At 66.8% G+C, this 20,188-nt stretch carries 16 protein-coding genes; 7 read left to right on the top strand and 9 right to left on the bottom strand.

Features of this window, described 5'->3' with window-relative positions:
- The first annotated feature begins 299 nt into the window (after positions 1-299).
- Entirely contained in the window at positions 300-1,388 is a 1,089-nt protein-coding gene (locus SPHN_RS03865) for a mechanosensitive ion channel family protein (RefSeq protein ID WP_248521260.1), read from the top strand.
- Between the two features lie 91 nt (positions 1,389-1,479).
- On the opposite strand, the gene SPHN_RS03860 is transcribed toward SPHN_RS03865, so the two are convergent.
- Genes SPHN_RS03860 through otsB form a run of 3 tightly spaced genes read right to left on the bottom strand, consistent with a single transcriptional unit; the run spans position 1,480 to position 5,440 of the window.
- Positions 1,480-2,868: an alpha,alpha-trehalose-phosphate synthase (UDP-forming) gene (locus SPHN_RS03860; protein ID WP_187502689.1), complete on the bottom strand. Its 1,389-nt coding sequence runs from the start codon at positions 2,866-2,868 to the stop codon at positions 1,480-1,482.
- Positions 2,865-4,661, bottom strand: a complete 1,797-nt coding sequence (locus SPHN_RS03855; protein ID WP_248521258.1) for a glycoside hydrolase family 15 protein — start codon at positions 4,659-4,661, stop codon at positions 2,865-2,867. Before SPHN_RS03855 ends, SPHN_RS03860 begins: the two co-directional genes overlap by 4 nt.
- Entirely contained in the window at positions 4,658-5,440 is a 783-nt protein-coding gene (gene otsB / locus SPHN_RS03850) for a trehalose-phosphatase (protein WP_248521256.1), read from the bottom strand. The genes SPHN_RS03855 and otsB overlap by 4 nt, the downstream gene beginning before the upstream one ends.
- 280 nt (positions 5,441-5,720) lie before the next feature.
- Here otsB and SPHN_RS03845 point away from each other — a divergent pair, with 280 nt between their 5' ends.
- The 4 genes from SPHN_RS03845 (at position 5,721) to SPHN_RS03830 (ending at position 10,749) form a co-directional block, all read left to right on the top strand.
- Positions 5,721-7,196 (top strand): efflux transporter outer membrane subunit, encoded by a 1,476-nt coding sequence (locus SPHN_RS03845; protein WP_248521254.1) that lies wholly within the window; start codon positions 5,721-5,723, stop codon positions 7,194-7,196.
- The gene (locus tag SPHN_RS03840; protein WP_248521252.1) at positions 7,196-8,584 is read left to right on the top strand and encodes an efflux RND transporter periplasmic adaptor subunit; all 1,389 of its coding nucleotides are present in this window, start codon (positions 7,196-7,198) and stop codon (positions 8,582-8,584) included. The genes SPHN_RS03845 and SPHN_RS03840 overlap by 1 nt, the downstream gene beginning before the upstream one ends.
- 73 nt (positions 8,585-8,657) lie before the next feature.
- Positions 8,658-9,314, top strand: coding sequence for an ABC transporter ATP-binding protein (locus SPHN_RS03835; RefSeq protein ID WP_373458572.1), 657 nt, complete (start codon positions 8,658-8,660; stop codon positions 9,312-9,314).
- Positions 9,315-9,540: 226 nt separating this feature from the next.
- On the top strand, positions 9,541-10,749 hold the full coding sequence (locus SPHN_RS03830; protein ID WP_248521249.1) for an ABC transporter permease: 1,209 nt from the start codon (positions 9,541-9,543) through the stop codon (positions 10,747-10,749).
- On the opposite strand, the gene SPHN_RS03825 is transcribed toward SPHN_RS03830, so the two are convergent.
- From SPHN_RS03825 to SPHN_RS03800, 6 genes are all read right to left on the bottom strand, one after another.
- Positions 10,724-11,341: a nucleotidyltransferase family protein gene (locus SPHN_RS03825; RefSeq protein WP_248521247.1), complete on the bottom strand. Its 618-nt coding sequence runs from the start codon at positions 11,339-11,341 to the stop codon at positions 10,724-10,726. The two genes, SPHN_RS03830 and SPHN_RS03825, sit on opposite strands and share 26 nt — an antisense overlap.
- Positions 11,328-12,251 carry an XdhC family protein gene (locus SPHN_RS03820; protein WP_248521245.1) on the bottom strand — a complete coding sequence of 308 codons (924 nt, stop codon included), beginning with the start codon at positions 12,249-12,251 and terminating at the stop codon, positions 11,328-11,330. Before SPHN_RS03820 ends, SPHN_RS03825 begins: the two co-directional genes overlap by 14 nt.
- Positions 12,252-12,395: 144 nt before the next feature.
- A complete protein-coding gene (locus tag SPHN_RS03815) occupies positions 12,396-14,600 on the bottom strand; it encodes a xanthine dehydrogenase family protein molybdopterin-binding subunit (protein ID WP_248521243.1) in 2,205 nt (734 codons plus the stop codon).
- Positions 14,601-14,818: 218 nt separating this feature from the next.
- The gene (locus SPHN_RS03810; protein ID WP_248521241.1) at positions 14,819-17,050 is read right to left on the bottom strand and encodes a xanthine dehydrogenase family protein molybdopterin-binding subunit; all 2,232 of its coding nucleotides are present in this window, start codon (positions 17,048-17,050) and stop codon (positions 14,819-14,821) included.
- Positions 17,051-17,052: 2 nt separating this feature from the next.
- Entirely contained in the window at positions 17,053-18,033 is a 981-nt protein-coding gene (locus SPHN_RS03805) for an FAD binding domain-containing protein (RefSeq protein ID WP_248521239.1), read from the bottom strand.
- Entirely contained in the window at positions 18,030-18,593 is a 564-nt protein-coding gene (locus SPHN_RS03800; protein ID WP_082441359.1) for a 2Fe-2S iron-sulfur cluster-binding protein, read from the bottom strand. Before SPHN_RS03800 ends, SPHN_RS03805 begins: the two co-directional genes overlap by 4 nt.
- Before the next feature lie 141 nt (positions 18,594-18,734).
- On the opposite strand from SPHN_RS03800, the gene SPHN_RS03795 reads away from it, so the two are divergent.
- The gene (locus SPHN_RS03795; protein WP_248521493.1) at positions 18,735-19,745 is read left to right on the top strand and encodes a glycerophosphodiester phosphodiesterase; all 1,011 of its coding nucleotides are present in this window, start codon (positions 18,735-18,737) and stop codon (positions 19,743-19,745) included.
- 5 nt (positions 19,746-19,750) lie between these two features.
- On the top strand, positions 19,751-20,029 hold the full coding sequence (locus SPHN_RS03790; RefSeq protein WP_248521238.1) for a hypothetical protein: 279 nt from the start codon (positions 19,751-19,753) through the stop codon (positions 20,027-20,029).
- The last annotated feature ends 159 nt before the right edge of the window (positions 20,030-20,188 follow it).

Raw genomic sequence — 20,188 nt, 5'->3', positions numbered from 1 at the left:
GTGGTTCTGGCATGATCGGGGCGGGGCGTCATCCCGGATCGCTTGTGACGACGAGGCAAACTATCTGACCGCTACCTCCCCGGCGAAGGCCGGGGCCCAATTGGAAGGGTCACAGTAACGGTGGACTACGCATCGTTACAGCCGTCCCCAAATTGGGCCCCGGCCTTCGCCGGGGTGGTGACCTGCGCCGGGCAGTGGCTGCAGCGAATGAAGCCTTGCCCGATCAACCCGAAGCCCGCCCCCAACCAAAATGCTGCACTGCAGCGGAACATCACCGTTCCCCCGAGAGTTGCGCCACAATGCGCATGTTTAGATCGCTCCACATACCCCCCGAATGGGTCTGGCTGGAGAGTGTCGCCGTCGTCTCGGCGGCCGTCCTCGTCGCGCTGGTCGCGCATTGGCTGACGATGCGGATCGCCGGCCATGCGCAGCGCCGCTCGACCGCCAAGACCGACGGCCTTGTCCTCGCCCGCGTCCGCCGCCCGCTGCGCGCGGTGTTCGTGTCGGTATCGGTCGCATTCGTCGCGCGGATCCTGCCGATGGACAACGACATCGAGGATCTGTGGAAGCAGCTGCTCGGCTTCCTCGTCCCCGCCTTGCTCGGCTGGCTCGCGGTCGCGGCTCTCCGTGCGTTCCAGGACGTGATCGAAATCCGCGCCGACATCTCGGTCGAGGACAATCTCCGCGCCCGCCGCAAGCGCACGCGCGCCGCGATCCTTGGACGCATCGGCACGTTCTTCATCATCTTCATCAGCGTCTGCCTGATGCTGCTGAGCGTTCCCGGCATCCGCTCGATCGGCGTCACGCTGATGGCATCGGCGGGTATCGCGGGCCTGGTCGTCGGTGCCGCTGCGCAGCCGGCACTGAAGAACCTGATCGCTGGCGTGCAGATGGCCTTCACCGAGCCGATCCGGATCGACGACGTGCTGATCGTCGACGGCGAATGGGGGCGGGTCGAGCAGATCAACCTGACGTTCGTGGTCATCAAGATCTGGGACGAACGCCGGCTCGTCGTGCCGGTCTCGAAGTTCCTCGAACAGAGCTTTCAGAACTGGACGCGCGAGACGAGCCAGCTGATGGGGTCGGTGTTCTGGTATCTCGATCCGTCGGCGGACGTGCCGCGGCTGCGCGAGAAACTGGGGGAGATCATCACGTCCAACCCGCGCTGGGACAAGCGGTTCTACAACCTTCAGGTGACGGACGTGAAGACCGACTGTATCGAACTGCGCGGGCTGATGACCGCCAAGGATGCGGCGATCGCGTTCGATCTGCGGTGTGATGTGCGGGAAGCGTTGCTGAAGTATATCCGCGAGGAAATGCCTGAAGCGATCCCGCGCAACCGCCTGCTGATGGCGCCTAACCTTTCCACACACGCCACGTCATCCTGACAAAAGTCAGGACCCAGAGCCAAAAACGATAGCGCTCGTGACCCTGGGTCCTGACTTTCGTCAGGATGACGGAGTGGGTGTGGGAACGGTCCTAAGCCTCGACGTGCTCCGGCACCGCCTCGAGCGCGGTGATGAACAACTCGCACCACCACATCACGTCCTCTTTCCGGACGTTGTCGATCAGCTTCTCCCAGCGCGCCTTCCGTTCCGCCAGCGGCATCTTGAGCGCCCGGTCGATCGCGTCGGACATCTCCTCGGGGCTGTACGGATTGACCAGCACCGCGTCCTTCAACTGTGTCGCCGCGCCCGCGAAGTGCGACAGCACCAGCACGCCCGGATCTTCGGGGTCCTGCGCCGCGACATATTCCTTCGCGACCAGGTTCATCCCGTCCCGCAGCGGCGTCACCAACCCGACGCGAGCCGCGCGATAGATTCCCGCCAACACATCCCGCGGGAAGCCCTGGTTCACGTACCGAATCGGCGTCCAGTCGATATCCGAATATTCGCCGTTGATCCGTCCCGACATCGAATCCAGGTTCGCGCGAATCTCCTGATACGTGTCGACCTTCTCGCGCGAAGGCGGCGCGATCTGCAGCATGTAGACCAGCCCGCGCCGATCCGGATGCGACCCGAGGAAGCGCTCGTAGCCCGCGAACCGCTCGGCCAGACCCTTCGAATAATCGAGCCGGTCGACGCCCACGATCAGGCTGCGCCCGGTCGCGGACATATACATCCGCTCTTTCGAATGCCGCGCCGCGTCGCTGTTCGCCGACTTCTCGAAGTCCGCCGTCTCGATCCCGATCGGCGTGGTGATCGCCTTGATCGTACGATCGCCGACCGTCACCCAGCCATCCTCGCCGACCACGCCGTCGAGCTGGCTCGTGACATAATGCAGGAAGCTGTCGAGCCAGTCCTGCGTCTGGAACCCGACCACGTCGTACGCGAACATCGATTCGACCAGCGCGCGGTGGCTCGGCAGCGACAGCAGCATCGCCATCGGCGGCCACGGGATGTGGAGGAAGAACCCGATCTTGTTCTCGACGCCCAGCTTGCGCAGTTCGCGGCCGAGCGGGACGTGATGGTAGTCGTGCACCCAGACGAGATCGTCGGGCTCGATCAACGGCAGCACCGTCTCCGCGAACCGCTTGTTCACACGCGCGTAGCCGCTGGAGAAATCGCGTTCGAACTCGGTCAGGTCGATCCGGTAGTGGAACAGCGGCCACAGTGTGCGGTTCGCGTACCCGTTATAATATTCGTCGAAATCCTGTTCTTCGAGGTCGATCGTCGCGGTAGTGACGCCCTTGCCCTGCTGGAAATTGATGTGCCCGGTGAAGGTTTCGGTGGTCTCGCCCGACCAGCCGAACCACACCCCGCCCTTTTCGCGCAATGCGGCGAGCAGCGCGACGGCGAGGCCACCCTGGTTGCCCGAAGGCGCATCGACCGACTGGACGCGGTTCGAGATGACGACGAGGCGGCTCATCGGACGGCACTCCACGGCTTGCTAAGCAGGACCGCGCAGTTGATCAGGCCGACCAGCGAATAGGTCTGCGGATAATTGCCCCACAGCTCGCCGGTGTTCGGGTCGATATCCTCCGACAGAAGGCCGGCCGGCGTCCGCCGCGCGACCATCTCGCAGAACAGCTCGCGCGCGTCCGCGGTCCGGCCGGTCGCATGCAGCGCTTCGATCAGCCAGAAGGTGCAGACGTTGAACGCGGTGTGCGGCAGGCCGAAATCATCCTCGGTCGCATAGCGCAGCATGTGGCTGCCACGCCGCAGACCCTCCTCGACCGCCTTCAGCGTCGACTGGAAGCGCGGATCGTCGGGCGCGAAGAAGCGTAGGTCGAGCAACTGGATCAGGCTCGCGTCGAGGTCGTCGCCACCGAACGTCGCCGAGATACGCTGCGTATCCTCGCGCCACGCCGATTGCTCGATCGTGGCGCGGATCGTGGTGGCGCGCTCCGCCCAGAACGTCTGGCGATCTTCGAGCCCGAGCACCCCAGCCGCATTGGCCAGTCGATCGCACGCCGCCCAGCACATCGCCGCCGAATAGGTGTGGACGTGCGCCTTGGTCCGCAGCTCCCAGAGCCCGGCGTCGGGCTTGTCGTAGGTTTCCCACGCGCGGTCGCCGACCAGTTCGAGGCTCTTGAAGTCCTCTTCGCTCGACATCCGGAACAGCCGCTTGTCGAAGAACGCCTGGACGTCGGACAGGATGATCTGGCCGTACGCGTCGTGCTGGATCTGCTCGTACGCCTGGTTGCCGACGCGGACCGGGCCCATGCCGCGATAGCCGGGCAGGTCGCTCTCGATCCGCTCGACCAAAGTCGAATCGCCACCGACGCCGTAAAGCGGCTGGACGTGGCCCCCCTTCGACGCGTCGACGATGTTGCGGAGATATTCGAGATACCCCTCCAGCACATCGAGCGCACCCAGTCGGTTCAGCGCCTGCACCGTATAATAGGCGTCGCGGATCCAGCAGTAGCGATAGTCCCAGTTGCGCTCCGACCCCTCATGCTCGGGGATCGAGGTGGTGAGCGCGGCGACGATCGCGCCGGTCTCCTCGTGCTGGCACAGCTTCAGCGTGATCGCGGCGCGGATGACGACGTCCTGCCACTCGACCGGCGTCGCGAGCCCGCGCACCCAGTGCCGCCACTCGTCCTTGGTCCGCGACAGCATCGCCTCGGCCGCCTCGTGCAGCACGCCCGTGAAACTCTCGTCGGGGCCGAGGAACAGGTGCATCTGGCGTTCGAGTCGGAACCAGTTCTCGCCGACGATATGCCCGACCGGCGCGTCGGTGGTCAGCCGCAGCGTCTGGTCGTCCATCAGGAAGCGGATGTGGTTCGACCCCTGCGTATGCTCGGTCGGCCTGCCCCAGTTCGTCGCAACGCGCATCCGGATGCGAATGCGCGGGGAGCCGGCGACCGGCTTGACGATCCGCACGAAGCTGGTTGGGCGATAGGTCCGGCCTTCGCGCACGAACCGCGGGCAGAAATCGATCACCTCGACCGCGTTGCCGGCCTCGTCCTCGTGCCGCGTCACCAGGATCGGCGTGTTGCGGATATAGGCCTGCGTGGTTTTCGCGCCGCCTTCGAGTTCGATCGCCCAGAATCCGGTCTTGGGCGCATCGCCGCCGAGCAGCGCGCAGAATGCCGGGTCGCCATCGACGCGCGGTACGCAGCCCCAGACGAACGTGCCGGTCTTGTCGATCAGCGCGGAGACCTGACAATTGCCGATCGGCCAGAGGTTCATGTCGGCTTTTTGGGTAGGTGCGGTCATCGTGTTTCCAATATGGCGGCGATCCAATCACGGAGCGCGGCAACGTCGTTCAGGCGGTAGGCGGCTGCGGTCGGGCGCGGCTCGCCGATGAGAATACCCGCGCCACCAAGGGCGCGGGCGGCCTCGAAGCCGTCTTCGTCGGTGACGTCGTCGCCGAAGAAGTACGGCATGCTTCCTGCCATTGTCGGCGCTGCGATCAATTCGCGCAAGGCCGCGCCCTTGTCGCCGGGGGTCCGCAACTCGACCATCATCTTGCCGCGCTGGAGCGTAAGCCCGTGGGCGGCGGCGAGATCCTCGGCGAGGCGGACGGCGTCGGATTCGAACGCGGGCGACATCCGGTAGTGCAGCCCGGCACCGAGGCTCTTGGCTTCGTAGACGAGCCCGTTGGCATCGGCGAAGGCGCGCAACGCCTCGGCCGCGGCTTCGAGCGAGGCGGGGCGTTCGGCGGCGATATGGCCGTCTTCGGGAGTGCGACGTTCCGCGCCGTGGCTGCCCGCAACCGCGAACAGCTGCGCGTGGCGGCCGAGCATCGCATCGAGCTGCGTGATCGACCGTCCGCTGATGATCGCCACGCGCCCGGGGAAGCGCTCGGCGAGCGTATCGAGCCGGTCGAGCAAGAGCTGATCGACCAGGACGGCATCGGGGGTCGGTGCGAGATCGACGAGCGTCCCGTCGAAATCGAAGAACAGACTGACATTGTCGAGGGCCAAAGGTGGCGGATCGAGCACGGCAAGCGGCGGCGCGAGGACATCAGTCGCGGGCTGGCGTTCGGCTAGCATGATCCCCCAACCCGCAGAGGTACCGCTACGTTCCGCTGCACTGCAAAATTGGAACGGAGCCGGATCGATTATTTTTGGCGGCTTCCACGAAATCCGTGCCGCCCTCTTGTTCTCCCGCGAAGGCGGGAGCCCAGTCTGGGTCCCCGCCTTCGCTGGGAAACAGTCTTTGGTACTTTCGCGCGACCAACTCCGCGCATCCCCCGGCATCCACCCCGCCTGCGACACCTCGCGACACAAAACCGCTGGACTAGCAAACGCCCGTTGGTCATGCCTGCCGCCCATGTCCCGCGTCAGCGCCTTCCTTCTCGCACCCGTCCTCTCGGCAGGCGTCCTGCTAGCCGGCTGCACCGTCGGCCCGGATTACCACCCAAAGGCGGCGGGGGAGCTCGGCGTCCCCGACGCTTATTCGGTCACCCCCGAAACCAGGCCCGAAGACCTCACCCGCTGGTGGCAGAAGTTCGACGACCCCGTCCTCGGCCAGCTCGTCGAGCAAGCCGCCGCCGCCAACCTCGACATCGCGCAGTCCGTCGCCCGCCTCCGCCAGGCCCGCGAGAGCCTGATCCAGAATCGTGCGTCGCTGCTCCCCACGCTCAGCGGCTCGGCGGGCTATCAGCGCAACGAGAATGTCCGCGGCGGCGGGCGGTCGTTCACGCTGCCCGACGGCACCGTCGTCGATACCGGCGGCGGCGGCGCCAACAGCTTCACGCTCGGCGCCAGCGCCAGCTACCAGGTCGGCGTCTTCGGCGAGATCCGCCGCACCGTCGAGGCCAGCCGCGCGGACTACGCCGCGTCGGGCTACGACTACGCCACCGTCCTGATCTCGGTCGAGAGCGAGGTCGCGCGCAACTACGTCCTCGCCCGCCTCTACCAGCAGCAGCTCGCCAACGCCCGCGCCTCGCTCGCGATCCAGGACGACAACCTCGAAATCGCCGGTTTCCGCGTCCAGGCCGGGCTCGTCTCCAGCGTCGACGCAGAACAGGCCCGCGCCCAGCGCGCGCAGACCGCCGCGACGATCCCCAGCCTAGACCAGCAATATGCCGCCGCCGTCGCGCGGATCGGCGTGCTGACCGGCCAGGCGCCCGGCACGCTCCGCACGATGATGGCACCGGTCAAGGCGATCCCGACCGGCCCCGCCGCGGTCGGCGTCGGCATCCCCGGCGACACGCTGCGCCAGCGCCCCGACATCCGCTCCGCCGAACGCGCGCTCGCCGCCGCCACCGCGCGGATCGGCGTCGCCAAGGCGCAGCTCTATCCCGCGCTCGCGATCACCGGTAACCTCAACACCAACGCGACCTCGATCGGCAACATCGGCGACGCGATTACCGGCAGCCTGTTCGCCGGCCTGACGCAGGCGATCTTCAACGGGGGCCGGTTGCGAAGCCAGGTCCGCACCAGCGAAGCCGCCGCCGACGGTGCGTTCGCGCTCTACAAGTCCACCATCCTCACCGCGCTGGAGGACGTCGAGAACGCCGTCGTCGCGCTCCAGACCGCGCAGGAACGCGAGCGGCAATTCGCGATCGCGCTCGACGCGTCGAACAACTCCGCGATCCTCAGCCGCAGCCAATACCGCACCGGCCTCACCGATTTCACCACGCTCAACCAGCAGGAAACCGCGCTCCTGTCCGCGCGCAACGGCGCGACGCAAGCGCGCGCCGATGCCGCGACCGCGTTGATCGCACTCTATGCCGCACTCGGCGGCGGCTGGGACTCCACCGTGATCCCGGAAGCGCCCCAATCCAATCCAGAGGCACGCTGATGGCCGACGCATCGATCGACGACTTCCTCGGCGTAAAGCCGCAGGCCCCCTGGAAACGCTACATAAAGTGGGTCGTGATCGCGGTCGGCGTGGTCCTGCTCTGCCTGCTGCTCGCCAAGTGCTTCGGCGCGAAGGAACAGACGCAATATTCGACGCAAGCGGCGCAACGCGGCAACCTGACGGTCACGGTCTCGGCCACCGGCAAGCTCGCACCGACGACTCAGGTCACGGTCGGCTCGCAGCTGTCGGGCCTCGTCACCAAGGTCGTCGTAGACGTCAACGACCGCGTCGTCGCGGGCCAGCCGCTCGCGCTGATCGATCCCGAACAGCTCGACGACCAGATCCGCCAGACCAGCGCCCAGCTCGCCGCCAACCAGGCGCAGGTCGCGCAGGCGCAGGCCACCGTCGCCGAAGCCCGCGCGCAGTTGAACCGCCTCGAGGAAGTCTCGCGCCTGTCGGGTGGCCGTGTCCCCTCGAAGACCGAGCTCCAGACCGGTCGCGCCGACTACGCGCGCGCCGTCGCGGCGCAGAAGGTCGCCGAAGCGAACGTTGCCGCCAGCCGCGCGCTCCTTGCGCAGAACCAGACGCAGCGCGCCCGTGCGATCATCCGCTCGCCCGTCACCGGCGTCGTGCTCGCGCGCCAGATCGACCCCGGCCAGACCGTCGCCTCGTCGTTCAACACGCCGACGCTGTTCGTGATCGCCGAAGACCTTACCAAGATGAAGCTCGAGGTCGCGATCGACGAGGCGGACGTGGGCGAGGTCAAGATCGGCCAGAAGGCCAGCTTCACCGTCGACGCCTTCCCCGGCCAGACCTTCCCCGCGACGATCAGCCGCGTCGATCTCGGCTCGAACCTGACGGTCAGCTCGGCGACCTCTTCGAGCACCACGACCACCACGTCGACCACCGGGCAGGTCGTGTCCTACGCGGCCGACCTTACCGTCGCCAACCCGTCGCTGACGCTGCGCCCGGGCATGACCGCGACCGCGGACATCGTCACCTCGGACAAGCGCAACGTGATGCTCGTCCCCAACGCCGCGCTGCGCTTCAGGCCGACCGCGGCGACCGGCGATGCAGGTGGCGGCATCGCCGGTTCGCTGACCTTCCGTCCCCGTCGTGGCGGCGGCGGTGCGGAGCGGACCGCGACGCTCGGCCGCGGCGCGCAGCAGACGATCTACGTCAAGGGTGCGGACGGCACGCCGCAAGCCGTGCAGATCACCACCGGCGACACCAACGGCACGATGACCGAAGTCCTGTCGGGCAACCTCCAGCCCGGCGCGCAGGTCATCACCGGGCAGTTGGCCAGCGGGTCGGACGACACCAAGCGCAGCGGCGGCGGCGCCCGTCGCTCGGGCGGCGCGAGCAAGGGTGGGGGCGGTGGCCAGTAATTCGCCCCCTCTGATCTCGCCCCCGCTGATCTCTCTGCGCGGCGTCACCAAGACGTACGGGCAGGGCGCGACGATGTTCCAGGCGCTCAAGGGCGTCGACCTCGACATCGCGGCGGGTGATTTCGTGGCGGTGATGGGGCCGTCGGGATCGGGCAAGTCGACGACGATGAACATCCTCGGATGCCTCGACGTGCCGACCGACGGCACTTTCCTGTTCCGCGGCTACCATGTCGAGACGCTCGACCGCGACCAGCGCGCGCTGCTCCGGCGGAAATATCTCGGCTTCGTGTTCCAGGGCTTCAACCTCCTCTCGCGCACGTCCGCGCTGGAGAATGTCGAACTCCCCTTGCTCTACCGCGGCGACGAGAAGCGCGCGCGCCGGGATGCGGCGATGGCGAGCCTGGACACGGTCGGCCTCGCTGACTGGTGGGACCACACCCCGGCCGAACTGTCCGGCGGCCAGCAACAGCGCGTCGCGATCGCCCGCGCGCTGGTGACGAGCCCCGACGTGTTGCTGGCGGACGAACCCACCGGCAACCTCGACAGCGAACGCTCGGTCGAGATCATGCAATTGCTCACGCGGTTGAATGCGGAGAAGAACATCACGGTCCTGATGGTCACGCACGAACCCGACATGGCCGCGTTCGCGCGTACCGTCGTCCACTTCAAGGACGGCCTGGTAGAACGCATCGAAAGCCAGCACCGCCAAGGCGAAAGCGTGGAATCATGAGCGCCGCCGCGCCTTCGTCCCCCCTCCCGCAAGCGGGAGGGGCGCCATCTTCTCCCCTCCCGCAAGCGGGAGGGGCCGGGGGTGGGCACGCGCTCACGCCGAGCGCAACGCCGGCGATAGTCGCGCGAACATCGACGGCAGTATCCGCCGAACCCGCGAGCCCACCCCCCAACCCCCTCCCGCAAGCGGGCGGGGGGGCAGAAGCCTCGCGCGGGGACCAAGTCTAATGTTCGGCACCACCCTATCCCTCGCGCTCCGCTCGATCCGCCGCCACCTCCTGCGGTCGTTCCTCACCATCCTCGGCATCGTCATCGGTGTCGGCGCGGTCGTGACGATGGTCACGCTCGGCAAGGCGACCACCGCCGCCGTCCAGCAGTCGATCTCCGCACTTGGCACCAACATCCTGCAGATCCGCCCCGGCCAAGGCTTCGGCCGCGGCGGTGGCGGCCCGCGTCCGCCCGACTTCAAGCCCGAGGACGTCGACGCGATCGCCAACCAGATCGCCGGCGTCACCGCGGTCGCCCCGCAGGCGCAGGCCACCGCCACCGCGATCTACGAGGGCGCGAACTGGTCGACCACGATCAACGGCACCACTTCCGCCTATTTCCAGGTCCAGCCCTGGCCGCTCGCCGCGGGGCGCATCTTCTCGCCCGCCGAGGAAGCCGCGGGCAAGGCAGTGTGCATCATCGGCAACACGGTCCGCACCAACCTTTTCCGCGGCGGCGACGCGGTCGGCCTGCGGATGCGGATCGGCGCGATCAGTTGCGATGTTGTCGGAATACTCTCCGCCCGCGGCCAGGCCGGGTTCGGCGGCGATCAGGACGATGTCGTGATCATGCCGATCAAGGCGGTCCAGCGCCGCTTCACCGGCAGCCGCGACATCCGCCTGATGCTCGTCGGCGTCGACCAGAAATTCTCGACCGCGACCGTCCAGGCCTCGATCACCGACCTGCTCCGCGAACGCCGTACGATCACGGCGGGCAAGGAAGACGACTTCAACATCTTCGACACGAAGCAGATTTCGGACACGCTGACCGGAACCACGACGTTGCTCACCGGCATCGTCGCCGCGGTCGCCGGGATCAGCCTGGTGGTCGGCGGGATCGGCATCATGAACATCATGCTGGTGTCGGTGACCGAGCGCACGCGCGAGATCGGCATCCGCCTTGCGATCGGTGCGGTCGCGCGCGAGGTGCTGATGCAGTTCCTCGTCGAGGCGATCGCACTGTCGTGCCTCGGCGGCGTCATCGGCCTCGTCATTGCGCAGTTGGCGATCGCGATCATCGCCCCGCTGATCAAGGTTCAGTGGATCTTCGTGCCCGAGATCAACATCTTCGCGTTCGTCATCTCGGCGGTGATCGGCGTCGTATTCGGCTATTTCCCCGCCCGCCGCGCTGCCGCGATGAACCCTATCGACGCGTTAAGGCACGAGTGATCGCCGCCTTGGGATCGTGGACCAGCGCCTGCAGCCGGTCCAGATCCTCGGGCGTGTCGATATCGATCAGCTCGGCGGGCGCGGTAACGACGTGCCGCCCCGCCTTCACCAGGTCACGCGCACCCGCATCCCCGTCCAGCGTCAGCAGGAAATCGAACCGATCGCGCCCGAACAGGGCAGGGGGGCTCGGCTTCTCGCCATCGCTCGACGCAACGACGGCGTCCGCACTGTCGGCGGCATCGAGCATCCGGTAGATATGCGCCGCGGTCACGCGCGGCATGTCGGCGAGCGCGATCAGCACCGCCTCCGCACCCTCGTCCTTCGCGCGCTGCACGCCGAGCTTCACCGACTGCGACATCCCCGACGACGGGTCTTCGTTATGCACCACCTCGAAATGATGGCTCAGGAAGTCGAGCTTGCAGCCTTCTGTGACCACCAGCCGCCGCTTGAACGGAATGTTCTCGAACGCGGTGACGACGTGCATCCCGAGCGGCTTGTTGAGGAACGGTACTTCCAGCTTGTTCGGCATCCCGAAACGCTCAGAGCGGCCCGCGGCGAGCAGGATGAGGAAGACGTCTTCAGCGGCGATCATTGAACGCTCCTATCATCGCCGCCGCGACCGACAGCGCAATCTCGGATGGCCCGATCGCGCCGATGTCGAGCCCGACCGGCGCATCGATCCGGTCGATATTCTCGGGCGTAACGCCTGCCGCGGCAAGACGCTCCCGCCGCGCCGCGTGGCTCTTGCGGCTGCCCAGCGCACCGACATAGGCGGCATCGGACGCGAGTGCGGCGATCAGCGCGGGGTCGTCGATCTTGATGTCATGGCTCAGCGTCACGACCGCAGTCGACGGCCCCGGGCGATAGGCGGCGATCGCCTCGTCCGGCCAGCGATCGTCGAGCGTCACGCCCGGAAACCGCTCCTCCGTCAGGAAGCGCGCGCGCGGGTCGATCACCACCGTCTCGATCCCGAGTTCGCGTGCGAGACCCGCCAACGCCTGCGCGATCTGCACCGCCCCGGCGATCAGCAACCGACGCGGCGGATCGTAGCGGTTGACGAAAACCTCGCCCGTCTCCAGCGGCCGCGCGTCGCTATGCCCGGTCTTGAGATCGGTCGTCACGGTCAGCGCATCGCCTTGGTCGCGCGCATCCGCGATCCGGTCGAACAGTTCGGGATCGAACCCTTCGGCCGACACCGGCTGCACCATTACGGCGATCTCGCCGCCGCACGGCAGCCCGACTTCCCAAGCCGCCGCATCCGCCACGCCGTAGTTGCGCACCTGGAACGGCGCGCCCGCGATCACCTCGGCGGCGGTGGCCAGGATGTCGCTCTCGACGCACCCGCCGGACACCGATCCCTCGAACCGCCCATCGGCATGGACGAGCATATGGCTTCCCTTGGGCCGCGGCGCGGAGCCCCAGGTCGAGACGACCGTGGCGATCGCCATCTTCTCGCCCTTCCAGCTCTTCGCGGTGGCAATCACGCTATCGTTTTCGGCCATGTTGTCTCTCTTCTAATCCGCCCCGCATGCGGGGAGGGGGACCAGCGCAGCTGGTGGAGGGGGCCAGCCGCAAACGTTACGCTTCGGGGGAAACCCCCTCCACCACGCCAAGCGGCGCGGTCCCCCTCCCCGTGCCGGGGAGGATCAGACGGCCGGCAACCCCGCCAACAGCTTGTCGAGCGTCACCGGAAAGTCCCGGACTCTGACGCCCGTCGCGTTATAGATAGCATTCGCCACCGCCGCGCCCGCGCCAGAAATCCCAAGCTCCCCAACGCCCTTAGCACCCACCGGGTTCGCGGACGTGTCGATCTCCTCGATGAAATGCACCTCAAGCTGAGGAATGTCGGCATTCACCGCGACATGATATTCGCCGAAATCGGGGTTCACGAACGCCCCGGTCCGCGTGTCGACGATGCCCTCCTCGCTCAGCGCATAAGCGATCCCCCACGCCATCCCGCCGGTGATCTGGCTCGTCGCGGTCTTGCGATTGAGCACGCGGCCAACGTCGAACACGCCGAGCATCCGCCGCACCCGCGTCTCCCCCGTCACCGCATTCACCGCGACCTCGACGAAGTGCGCGCCGTGGCTCGCCTGGCTGGTGCGCTTGCTCTCGGCACCCGGCCCGGTCTTGCCCATCGCCACGATTGGTTCGCCGCGAACGAGATCGGCAAGCGTTACCGACCGCCCGCCAGCGCTCACGCAGCCGTCGTGCAGGCTCAGATCCTCGGGTGCAGCGTTCATCCGCAGCGCTAGTTCGCCAAGGATATCCTCACACGCCAGCACAACCGCCGAACACGCGCTGCCAGCCCCGAATGATCCACCCGACCCCGCGCTCGCCGGCAAGTCGCTGTCGCCGAGCCGCACGGTCACGTCCGACACCGGCAGGCCCAACATCTCACCCGCGGTCTGCGCGAGAATGGTGTACGTCCCCGTGCCGATATCGGTCATATCGCACTCGACCGTCGCGCGCCCGTCCGCCTCCAACCGTACGCGCGCCTGCGCCTCGACGGTGAAGTTGCCGCGCAAGCTCGCCGCCATGCCGATCCCGACCAGCCACTCGCCCTCGCGCACCGACCCCGGCGCCGGCACGCTCGCAGGCCAGCCAAATCGCTCGGCGCCCTGCGTATAGCAATCGAGCATCCGCCGCGTGGAGAACGGCTTGCCGCTCACCGGATCGGTCTCGGGCTCGTTGCGCCGCCGCAGTTCGATCGGATCGATCCCGAGCTGCTCGGCCAGTTCGTCCATTGCGCACTCGACGCCGAACGTCCCGACCGCTTCGCCCGGCGCACGTACGGCACCGCTCGCGGGCAGGTCAACGCGCACGAGGTCGGTCTTGAACCGCCGCGCGTCGCCCCGGTACAGCGGCAACGTCCCGAAGGGCACCGGCTCCAGAAATTCGCCATCGTCGTTCTGCGCGACGACGCTCTCATGCCCCATGCCGAGGATCACGCCGTGCTCGTCGGCGGCGATCCGGACACGCTGAATCGTGTGCGAGCGGTGATGCACCATATACGCGGTCTGGCGACGGGGCAGGGCGATCTTCACCGGTCGCCCGACGACCTCCGCCGCTATCGCCGCCAGGATCGCCTCCGCGCCGACTCCCGTCTTCCCCCCGAACCCGCCGCCGACATACGGGGCGAGCGCACGCACCTTGTCCGCATCGATCTTGAGCGCCTTGGCGATCGTCTTACGCGCGCCGCCGATCACCTGATTGCTGGTACGTACGGTAAGCCTGTCGCCCTCCCACCACGCAGTGGTCGCGTGCGGCTCCAGCGCGGCGGGGAAATGCACCGGCGTCGTATAGGTCCGGTCCAACGTCACCGCCGTATCCGCCATCACCGCGTCGAGATCGCCCTTGTCGACCGGCGGCAGGAAGCCGATCTCGGGCTTGGTATCGACCGGCTGCGCCTCGACGTCGAACCGATCCTCGCCCGCCTCGGTACGGACAACGACCAGCGCCGCGGCATCGCGCGCGATCGCCTGGTCCTCCGCGACGACGATCGCGACCGGTTGGCCGAGGTGAAGGATGACGTCGGTATCGAACTTCGGCAACGCACGGGAATTGGACTCGCCGGCAGGCATGCGCGGGTCGCCTTGAATGACGGCGATGACGCCGGGCAACGCTTCCGCGGCGCGCACGTCGATACCGAGGATGCGCCCGCTGCCAACCGGCGTGCCGACGATCGCGGCATAGGCGATTCCGTCGGGCGTGGCCTCATACGCATAGTCCGCCACACCGGTGACCTTCGCCGGCCCCTCGATCCTGTCGAGCCCGAGTCCGAGAACGCCCTGCTTCGAGCGGTCGAGACCAGCCGGCCGACACGCTACATCCATTACGTGTTCGTTCATTTGTCGGTCCTCGGGTGGAGGGTGAGATATGGGTAGGGCGGGGACGTTTGACGAGGGCGCTACGCATCCCCCCAACACCACCCCGGCGAAGGCCGGGGCCCAATTGGGGAACGAGAGTAACGGAGGACAATCCTCCGTTATCAAAGCCTTCCCAATTGGGCCCCGGCCTCCGCCGGGGGGGTACTGTTACATGAGGTAAGCTTTACTCAGCTCCGGCCTCAAACAGCCGGCAACTGATCCAGCAGCTTGTCGAGCGTGATCGGGAACTCGCGCACCCGTATCCCCGTTGCATTATACACCGCGTTCGCCACCGCAGCCCCCGCGCCCGAAATCCCCAGCTCGCCGATCCCCTTCGCGTGGATCGGGTTCGCATGGATGTCGCGCTCGTCGACGAAGTGGACGTCCATCTGCGGCACGTCCGCATTGGCCGGCACGTGATATTCGCCGAGATCGTGGTTCACAAGCTTGCCGGTCCGGGTGTCGTGGATCAGGTCCTCGGTCAGCGCGGTGCCGATCCCGAACGTCATCCCGCCGAGGCACTGCGACCGCGCGGTCTTCGCGTTGAGCACGCGCCCCGCCGCGAACGATCCGAGCATCCGCCGCACCCGTGTCTCGCCCGTAATCACGTTGACCGCGACCTCGGCGAAATGCGCGCCGAACCCGGCCTGCGACGTTTCCTTCTCCTGCTTGCCCGGCTTGATGTGCCCGGTAGCCTCGAGCCCCTTGCCGACCAGCTCGCCGATCGGCGTCGAGCGGTTGTCACCGATGGCCTTGCCGTCCTTCAGCGTCAGGCCGTCCTCGTCGACGCCAGCCGCCTTGGCCAGCTTCCCGCGCAGCATCTCGCACGCGAGATACACGGCCGTGCCCGACGAAGCCGCACCCCACGAACCGCCCGAACCCGCTGCCGGTGGATCATTGGTATCGCCCAGCGACATCGTGATGTTCGCGACCGGGATGCCCAGGATCTCCGACGCGATCTGTGCCAGGATCGTATAGCTTCCGGTGCCGATATCGGTCATCGCCGACGACACCGTCGCCGAGCCGTCCGGGTGGATCTCGACCTTGGCGGACGATTCCATCATCATGTTGCCGCGCACCGCCGAGGCGACGCCCATGCCGATCAGCCACTCTCCCTCGCGGTGCGTGCCGGCCTTCTGGCGCTTGTCCCAGCCAAACTTCTTCGCACCCTCGTCGAGCGCGCGCGTCAGATTGCGCGACGAATAGGGCACGTCTTTCTCGGGGTCGATTATCGGATCGTTGCGCTTGCGCAGCTCGATCGGATCCATGCCGAGCTTTTCCGCCAGCTCGTCCATAGCGCCTTCCAGCGCAAGCATCCCGACCGCTTCGCCCGGCGCGCGCATCGAACCCGACAGGACCAGGTTCACATCGACCAGATCATGCGTGATCAGCCGGTTATCGCCGCCGTACAACAGATGCGTGCCGATGCCCGCAGGCTCGAAATAATCCTCGGTCGACTGATTCGATGCGAGCGTCTCGTGACCGATCGCCGACAGCTTGCCCTCGGCATCGGACGCGAGCCGGACGCGCTGCTCGGTATTCGAGCGACGGACGGTCGCCTCGAACACCTGCGGACGCGACATGACCGCCTTGACCGGACGGCCAAGCTGCTTGGCCGCGATCGCCGCCGCGACGCTCTCGGGCGCGATGCCGAGCTTCGAGCCGAACCCGCCGCCGATATAGCGCGCGACGATCCGGCATTTCTTCTCCGAAATGCCGAGCGACTTCGCCAGCTGCTGCGCGTCCGACGTCGGCATCTGGTACGCGCCGTACAGCGTCAGCGAGCCATCCTCATCCCACACCGCGGTCGAGGCGTGCGGCTCCATTGCCGCCGAATTCTGGCTCGGCGTGACATAGGTCGAATCGATCGTCACCGCCGCGTCAGCCATCGCCGTGTCAACATCGCCCTGCTTGAAATGCGCAGGCGCGGCATCGTCGGGCGGGGTCCGCGTCTCGTCGCGGTGCGCGGCGAAGTCATACTGGCCCTCCGCCTCGTCATACTCGATCGGCAGCCGGGCCGCGGCATCGCGCGCGACCTCGAAGCTTTCGGCGAGCACGATCGCCACGATCTGGCCGAAGAACGCGATGTCCTTCACGCCCTGCGTCGGTGCATCGGTCGCGCCGCCCTGCGCCGAGACGCGGATGAACTGGTCGAAGTCGGTGACGACGTCGATCACGCCGGGGATCGCCTTGACCGCATCGACGTCGATCGAGACCACCTTGCCCGCCGAGATCTTCGTGCCGACCAGCACGCCGTACGCCATGTTGTCGAACTGGTATTCCGCCGCATAGGTCGCCGTGCCGGTGACCTTCAGCGGCCCGTCGATCCGGTCGAGCGGCTTGCCGATGACGCCCTGTACGCCCGTATCCAGCAACGAGTCCGGATGTGGCTTGTCCATCGTCAGGCTATTCGTAGTGCCAAAACCGAACATGCTTATGCTCCCGTGACGTTGCGCAACGTCGCAATCAGCGTGCGACGGGCGAGGGGGATCTTGAAGTCATTCGAGCCATAGCCTTTGGCATCGGCAAGCAGCGCGGTTGCGGCAGCTTCGAACACGGCATCGGACGGCGCCTTGCCGACCAGAGCGGCCTCGACCGCCGGGTTGCGCCACGGCATCGGCCCGAGGCCGCCGAACGCGAGCGAGGCCGACGCGATCACGCCGTCTTGCACATCGACGATCGCCGCCACCGAGACCAGCGCGAACGCGTACGAGGCACGATCGCGCACCTTGCGGTATTCCTGCTTGCCCTTGGGCGGCGCTGGCAGTTCGATGTGCGTGATCAGTTCACCCGCTTCGAGCGCGTTCTCGATCTGCGGCGTATCGCCCGGCAGGCGATAGAAATCGTGGATCGAAATCCGCCGACGGTCGCCATCCGCCTTCAGCGTCACGATCGTCGCGTCGAGCGCACGCATCGCCACCGCCATATCGCTCGGATGTGTCGCGATGCAATGCTCGCTCGTCCCCAAGATCGCGAGGATACGGTTATAGCCACCGATCGCCGAACAGCCGCTGCCCGGCTCGCGCTTGTTGCACGCCGCGGCCGTGTCGTAGAAATAATAGCACCGCGTCCGCTGGAGCAGATTGCCCCCGGTCGACGCCTTGTTACGCAACTGGCCCGAGGCACCCGCCAGCAATGCCCGGCTCAGCACTTCGTACTTGGCGACGACGCGACGGTCGGCGGCGAGATCGCTGTTCGGCACCAGCGCACCGATCGTCAGCCCGCCATCCTCACGCTCCTCGATCTTCGCGAGATCGAGCCGCGAGATATCAACGAGCTTGTCCGGCGTCTCGACCTGCAGCTTCATCAGGTCGAGCAGGTTCGTGCCGCCCGCGATGAACTTCGCGCCATTGGTATCGATGTCCTTGACGGCCGCTTCCGGCGTCGCGGGCTTTTCATAGGTGAAGGTCTTCATGCCACCAGCTCCCCGCGTGCGTTGGCTTCCATCGCGGCGTCCTTCTCGTCCGCGGTCCGGCCTGCGGGCTCGGCACCACCGACTTCACGGATCGCATCGACGATGTTCGGGTACGCGGCGCAACGGCACAGATTGCCGCTCATCCGCTCCGAAATCTCGGCATCGTCGAACTTCGGATCGGTCAGGTCGCCCGACGCATGGCTTGCCCAGCCCTTCTTGACCTCGTCGAGCATGCCGACCGCCGAACAGATCTGCCCCGGCGTGCAGTATCCGCACTGATAGCCGTCATGCCGCACGAACGCGTCCTGCAACGCGTGGAGGTTGCCGGGCTGGCCGATCCCTTCGATCGTCGTGATCTCGTCGTCCTGATGCATTACCGCGAGCGTCAGGCAGGAATTGACGCGACGGCCGTTGATCAGCACCGTGCACGCCCCGCACTGGCCATGATCGCAGCCCTTCTTCGAGCCCGTCAGCCCGAGATGCTCGCGGCAAAGGTCGAGTACCGACGTACGAATATCGGGCTCGGCGTCATATGATTGACCATTGATCGTGAAATGCATGGCGGTGCCCCTGGTTGAATGTGCCGGGAATGTACGGATTTCGAGGACTCAACGCCGATGCGCTCAATCGTTTCCTATTGCGACAGGCTCTCACACATCGGTGCGCTGGCGCTCGTCGCAGCAAGCGGGCAAGCTGCCGCGATGACGCCAGCTTCTCCCCGATTATCGCCTCCGATCGTCATTGCGCACCGAGGCGCGAGCGGGCTCCGGCCCGAGCATACGCTGGCGGCCTATTCGCTCGCGATCGACCAGGGCGCGGACTTCATCGAGCCCGATCTGGTGCCGACCAAGGACGACGTGCTCGTCGCGCGGCACGAGAATAACATCGCCGACACGACCGACGTCGCCGACCACCCCGAGTTCGCCGCGCGCAAAACCACGAAGACGATCGACGGCCAGACGATGACCGGCTGGTTCGTCGAGGACTTCACGCTCGCCGAACTGAAGACGCTGCGCGCGAAGGAACGCCTGCCCAAGCTCCGCCCGGCCAACACCGCCTATGATGGCCAGTTCCAGATTCCGACGCTCGCCGAGATCATCGCGCTCGCCAAGCGCCGCTCGACCGAGACGGGCCGGACGATCGGCATCTATCCCGAGACCAAGCATCCGACCTATTTCGCGAAGATCGGCCACCCGACCGACGCGAAGCTGGTCGCCGAACTCCGCGAGGCGGGCTGGGATTCAGCGAAGGCACCGGTCTTCATCCAGTCGTTCGAAGTCGCCAACCTCCAGCGCCTCCACACGATGACCAAGGTCCGCCTGATCCAGCTGATGGCCCGGGAGGGCGCCCCCGCCGATGGCGCGCAGCCGAGCTATGCGGCGATGATCACGCCAGCCGGCCTCAAGGCGGTCGCGGCCTATGCGTATGGGATCGGCCCCGACAAGGCGATGCTCTGGACCGACGCTACCCCAACGACGCTGGTCGCCGACGCGCACGCCGCCGGACTGCGCGTTCACCCCTGGACCTACCGCGCCGAAAACTACTTCGAACCGACCCGCTTCCGCCGCGGCACCGACCCCGCGGCGCACGGCGACATCGCAGCCGAGATCGACGCCGGCCTCGCGCAAGGTATCGACGGATTCTTCACCGATTTTCCGCTATACGGTGCCCAAGCGCGCGACCGAGCCCGGGAACCGCACGCGCAGGAGTGAAGTAAATGCGTAAATGTCTTCCCGTGCTGGCGCTGCTGCCGTTCCTCGTAAGCGGCTGCATCAGCACCGCGGCCTCGATCGTGAAGGCGCCGTTCCAGGTCGCCGGCAAGGCGGTCGACTGGACCACCACCAGCCAGGAAGAATCGGACCGCAACTACGGCAAGAAGATGCGCAAGCAGGAAGCCGAAGAGGGCAAACAGCGCAAGGAACTGGCGAAACGCTGCAAGAAGGACCCCCAGCGCTCGGAATGCGGCCAGTACCAGGGCTACCGCGCAGGGAATTGACCGGTCCCTAACCCCAAAAACCACCCCGGCGGAGGCCGGGGCCCAATTGGGGGACGTTGCTGACGACGCACTGCGCGCGGTTACCGCTGTTTCCCAATTGGGCCCCGGCCTCCGCCGGGGTGGTGGCCCGAGCAACTGCTCCGCCCCCTCCTTGTTCTC

This window comes from Sphingomonas faeni, from assembly GCF_023195535.1.
Taxonomy (GTDB): Bacteria; Pseudomonadota; Alphaproteobacteria; order Sphingomonadales; family Sphingomonadaceae; genus Sphingomonas; species Sphingomonas faeni_B.
The sequence above is the reverse complement of the archived record's forward strand: the minus strand, read 5'-3'. Positions and strand labels throughout refer to the sequence as shown.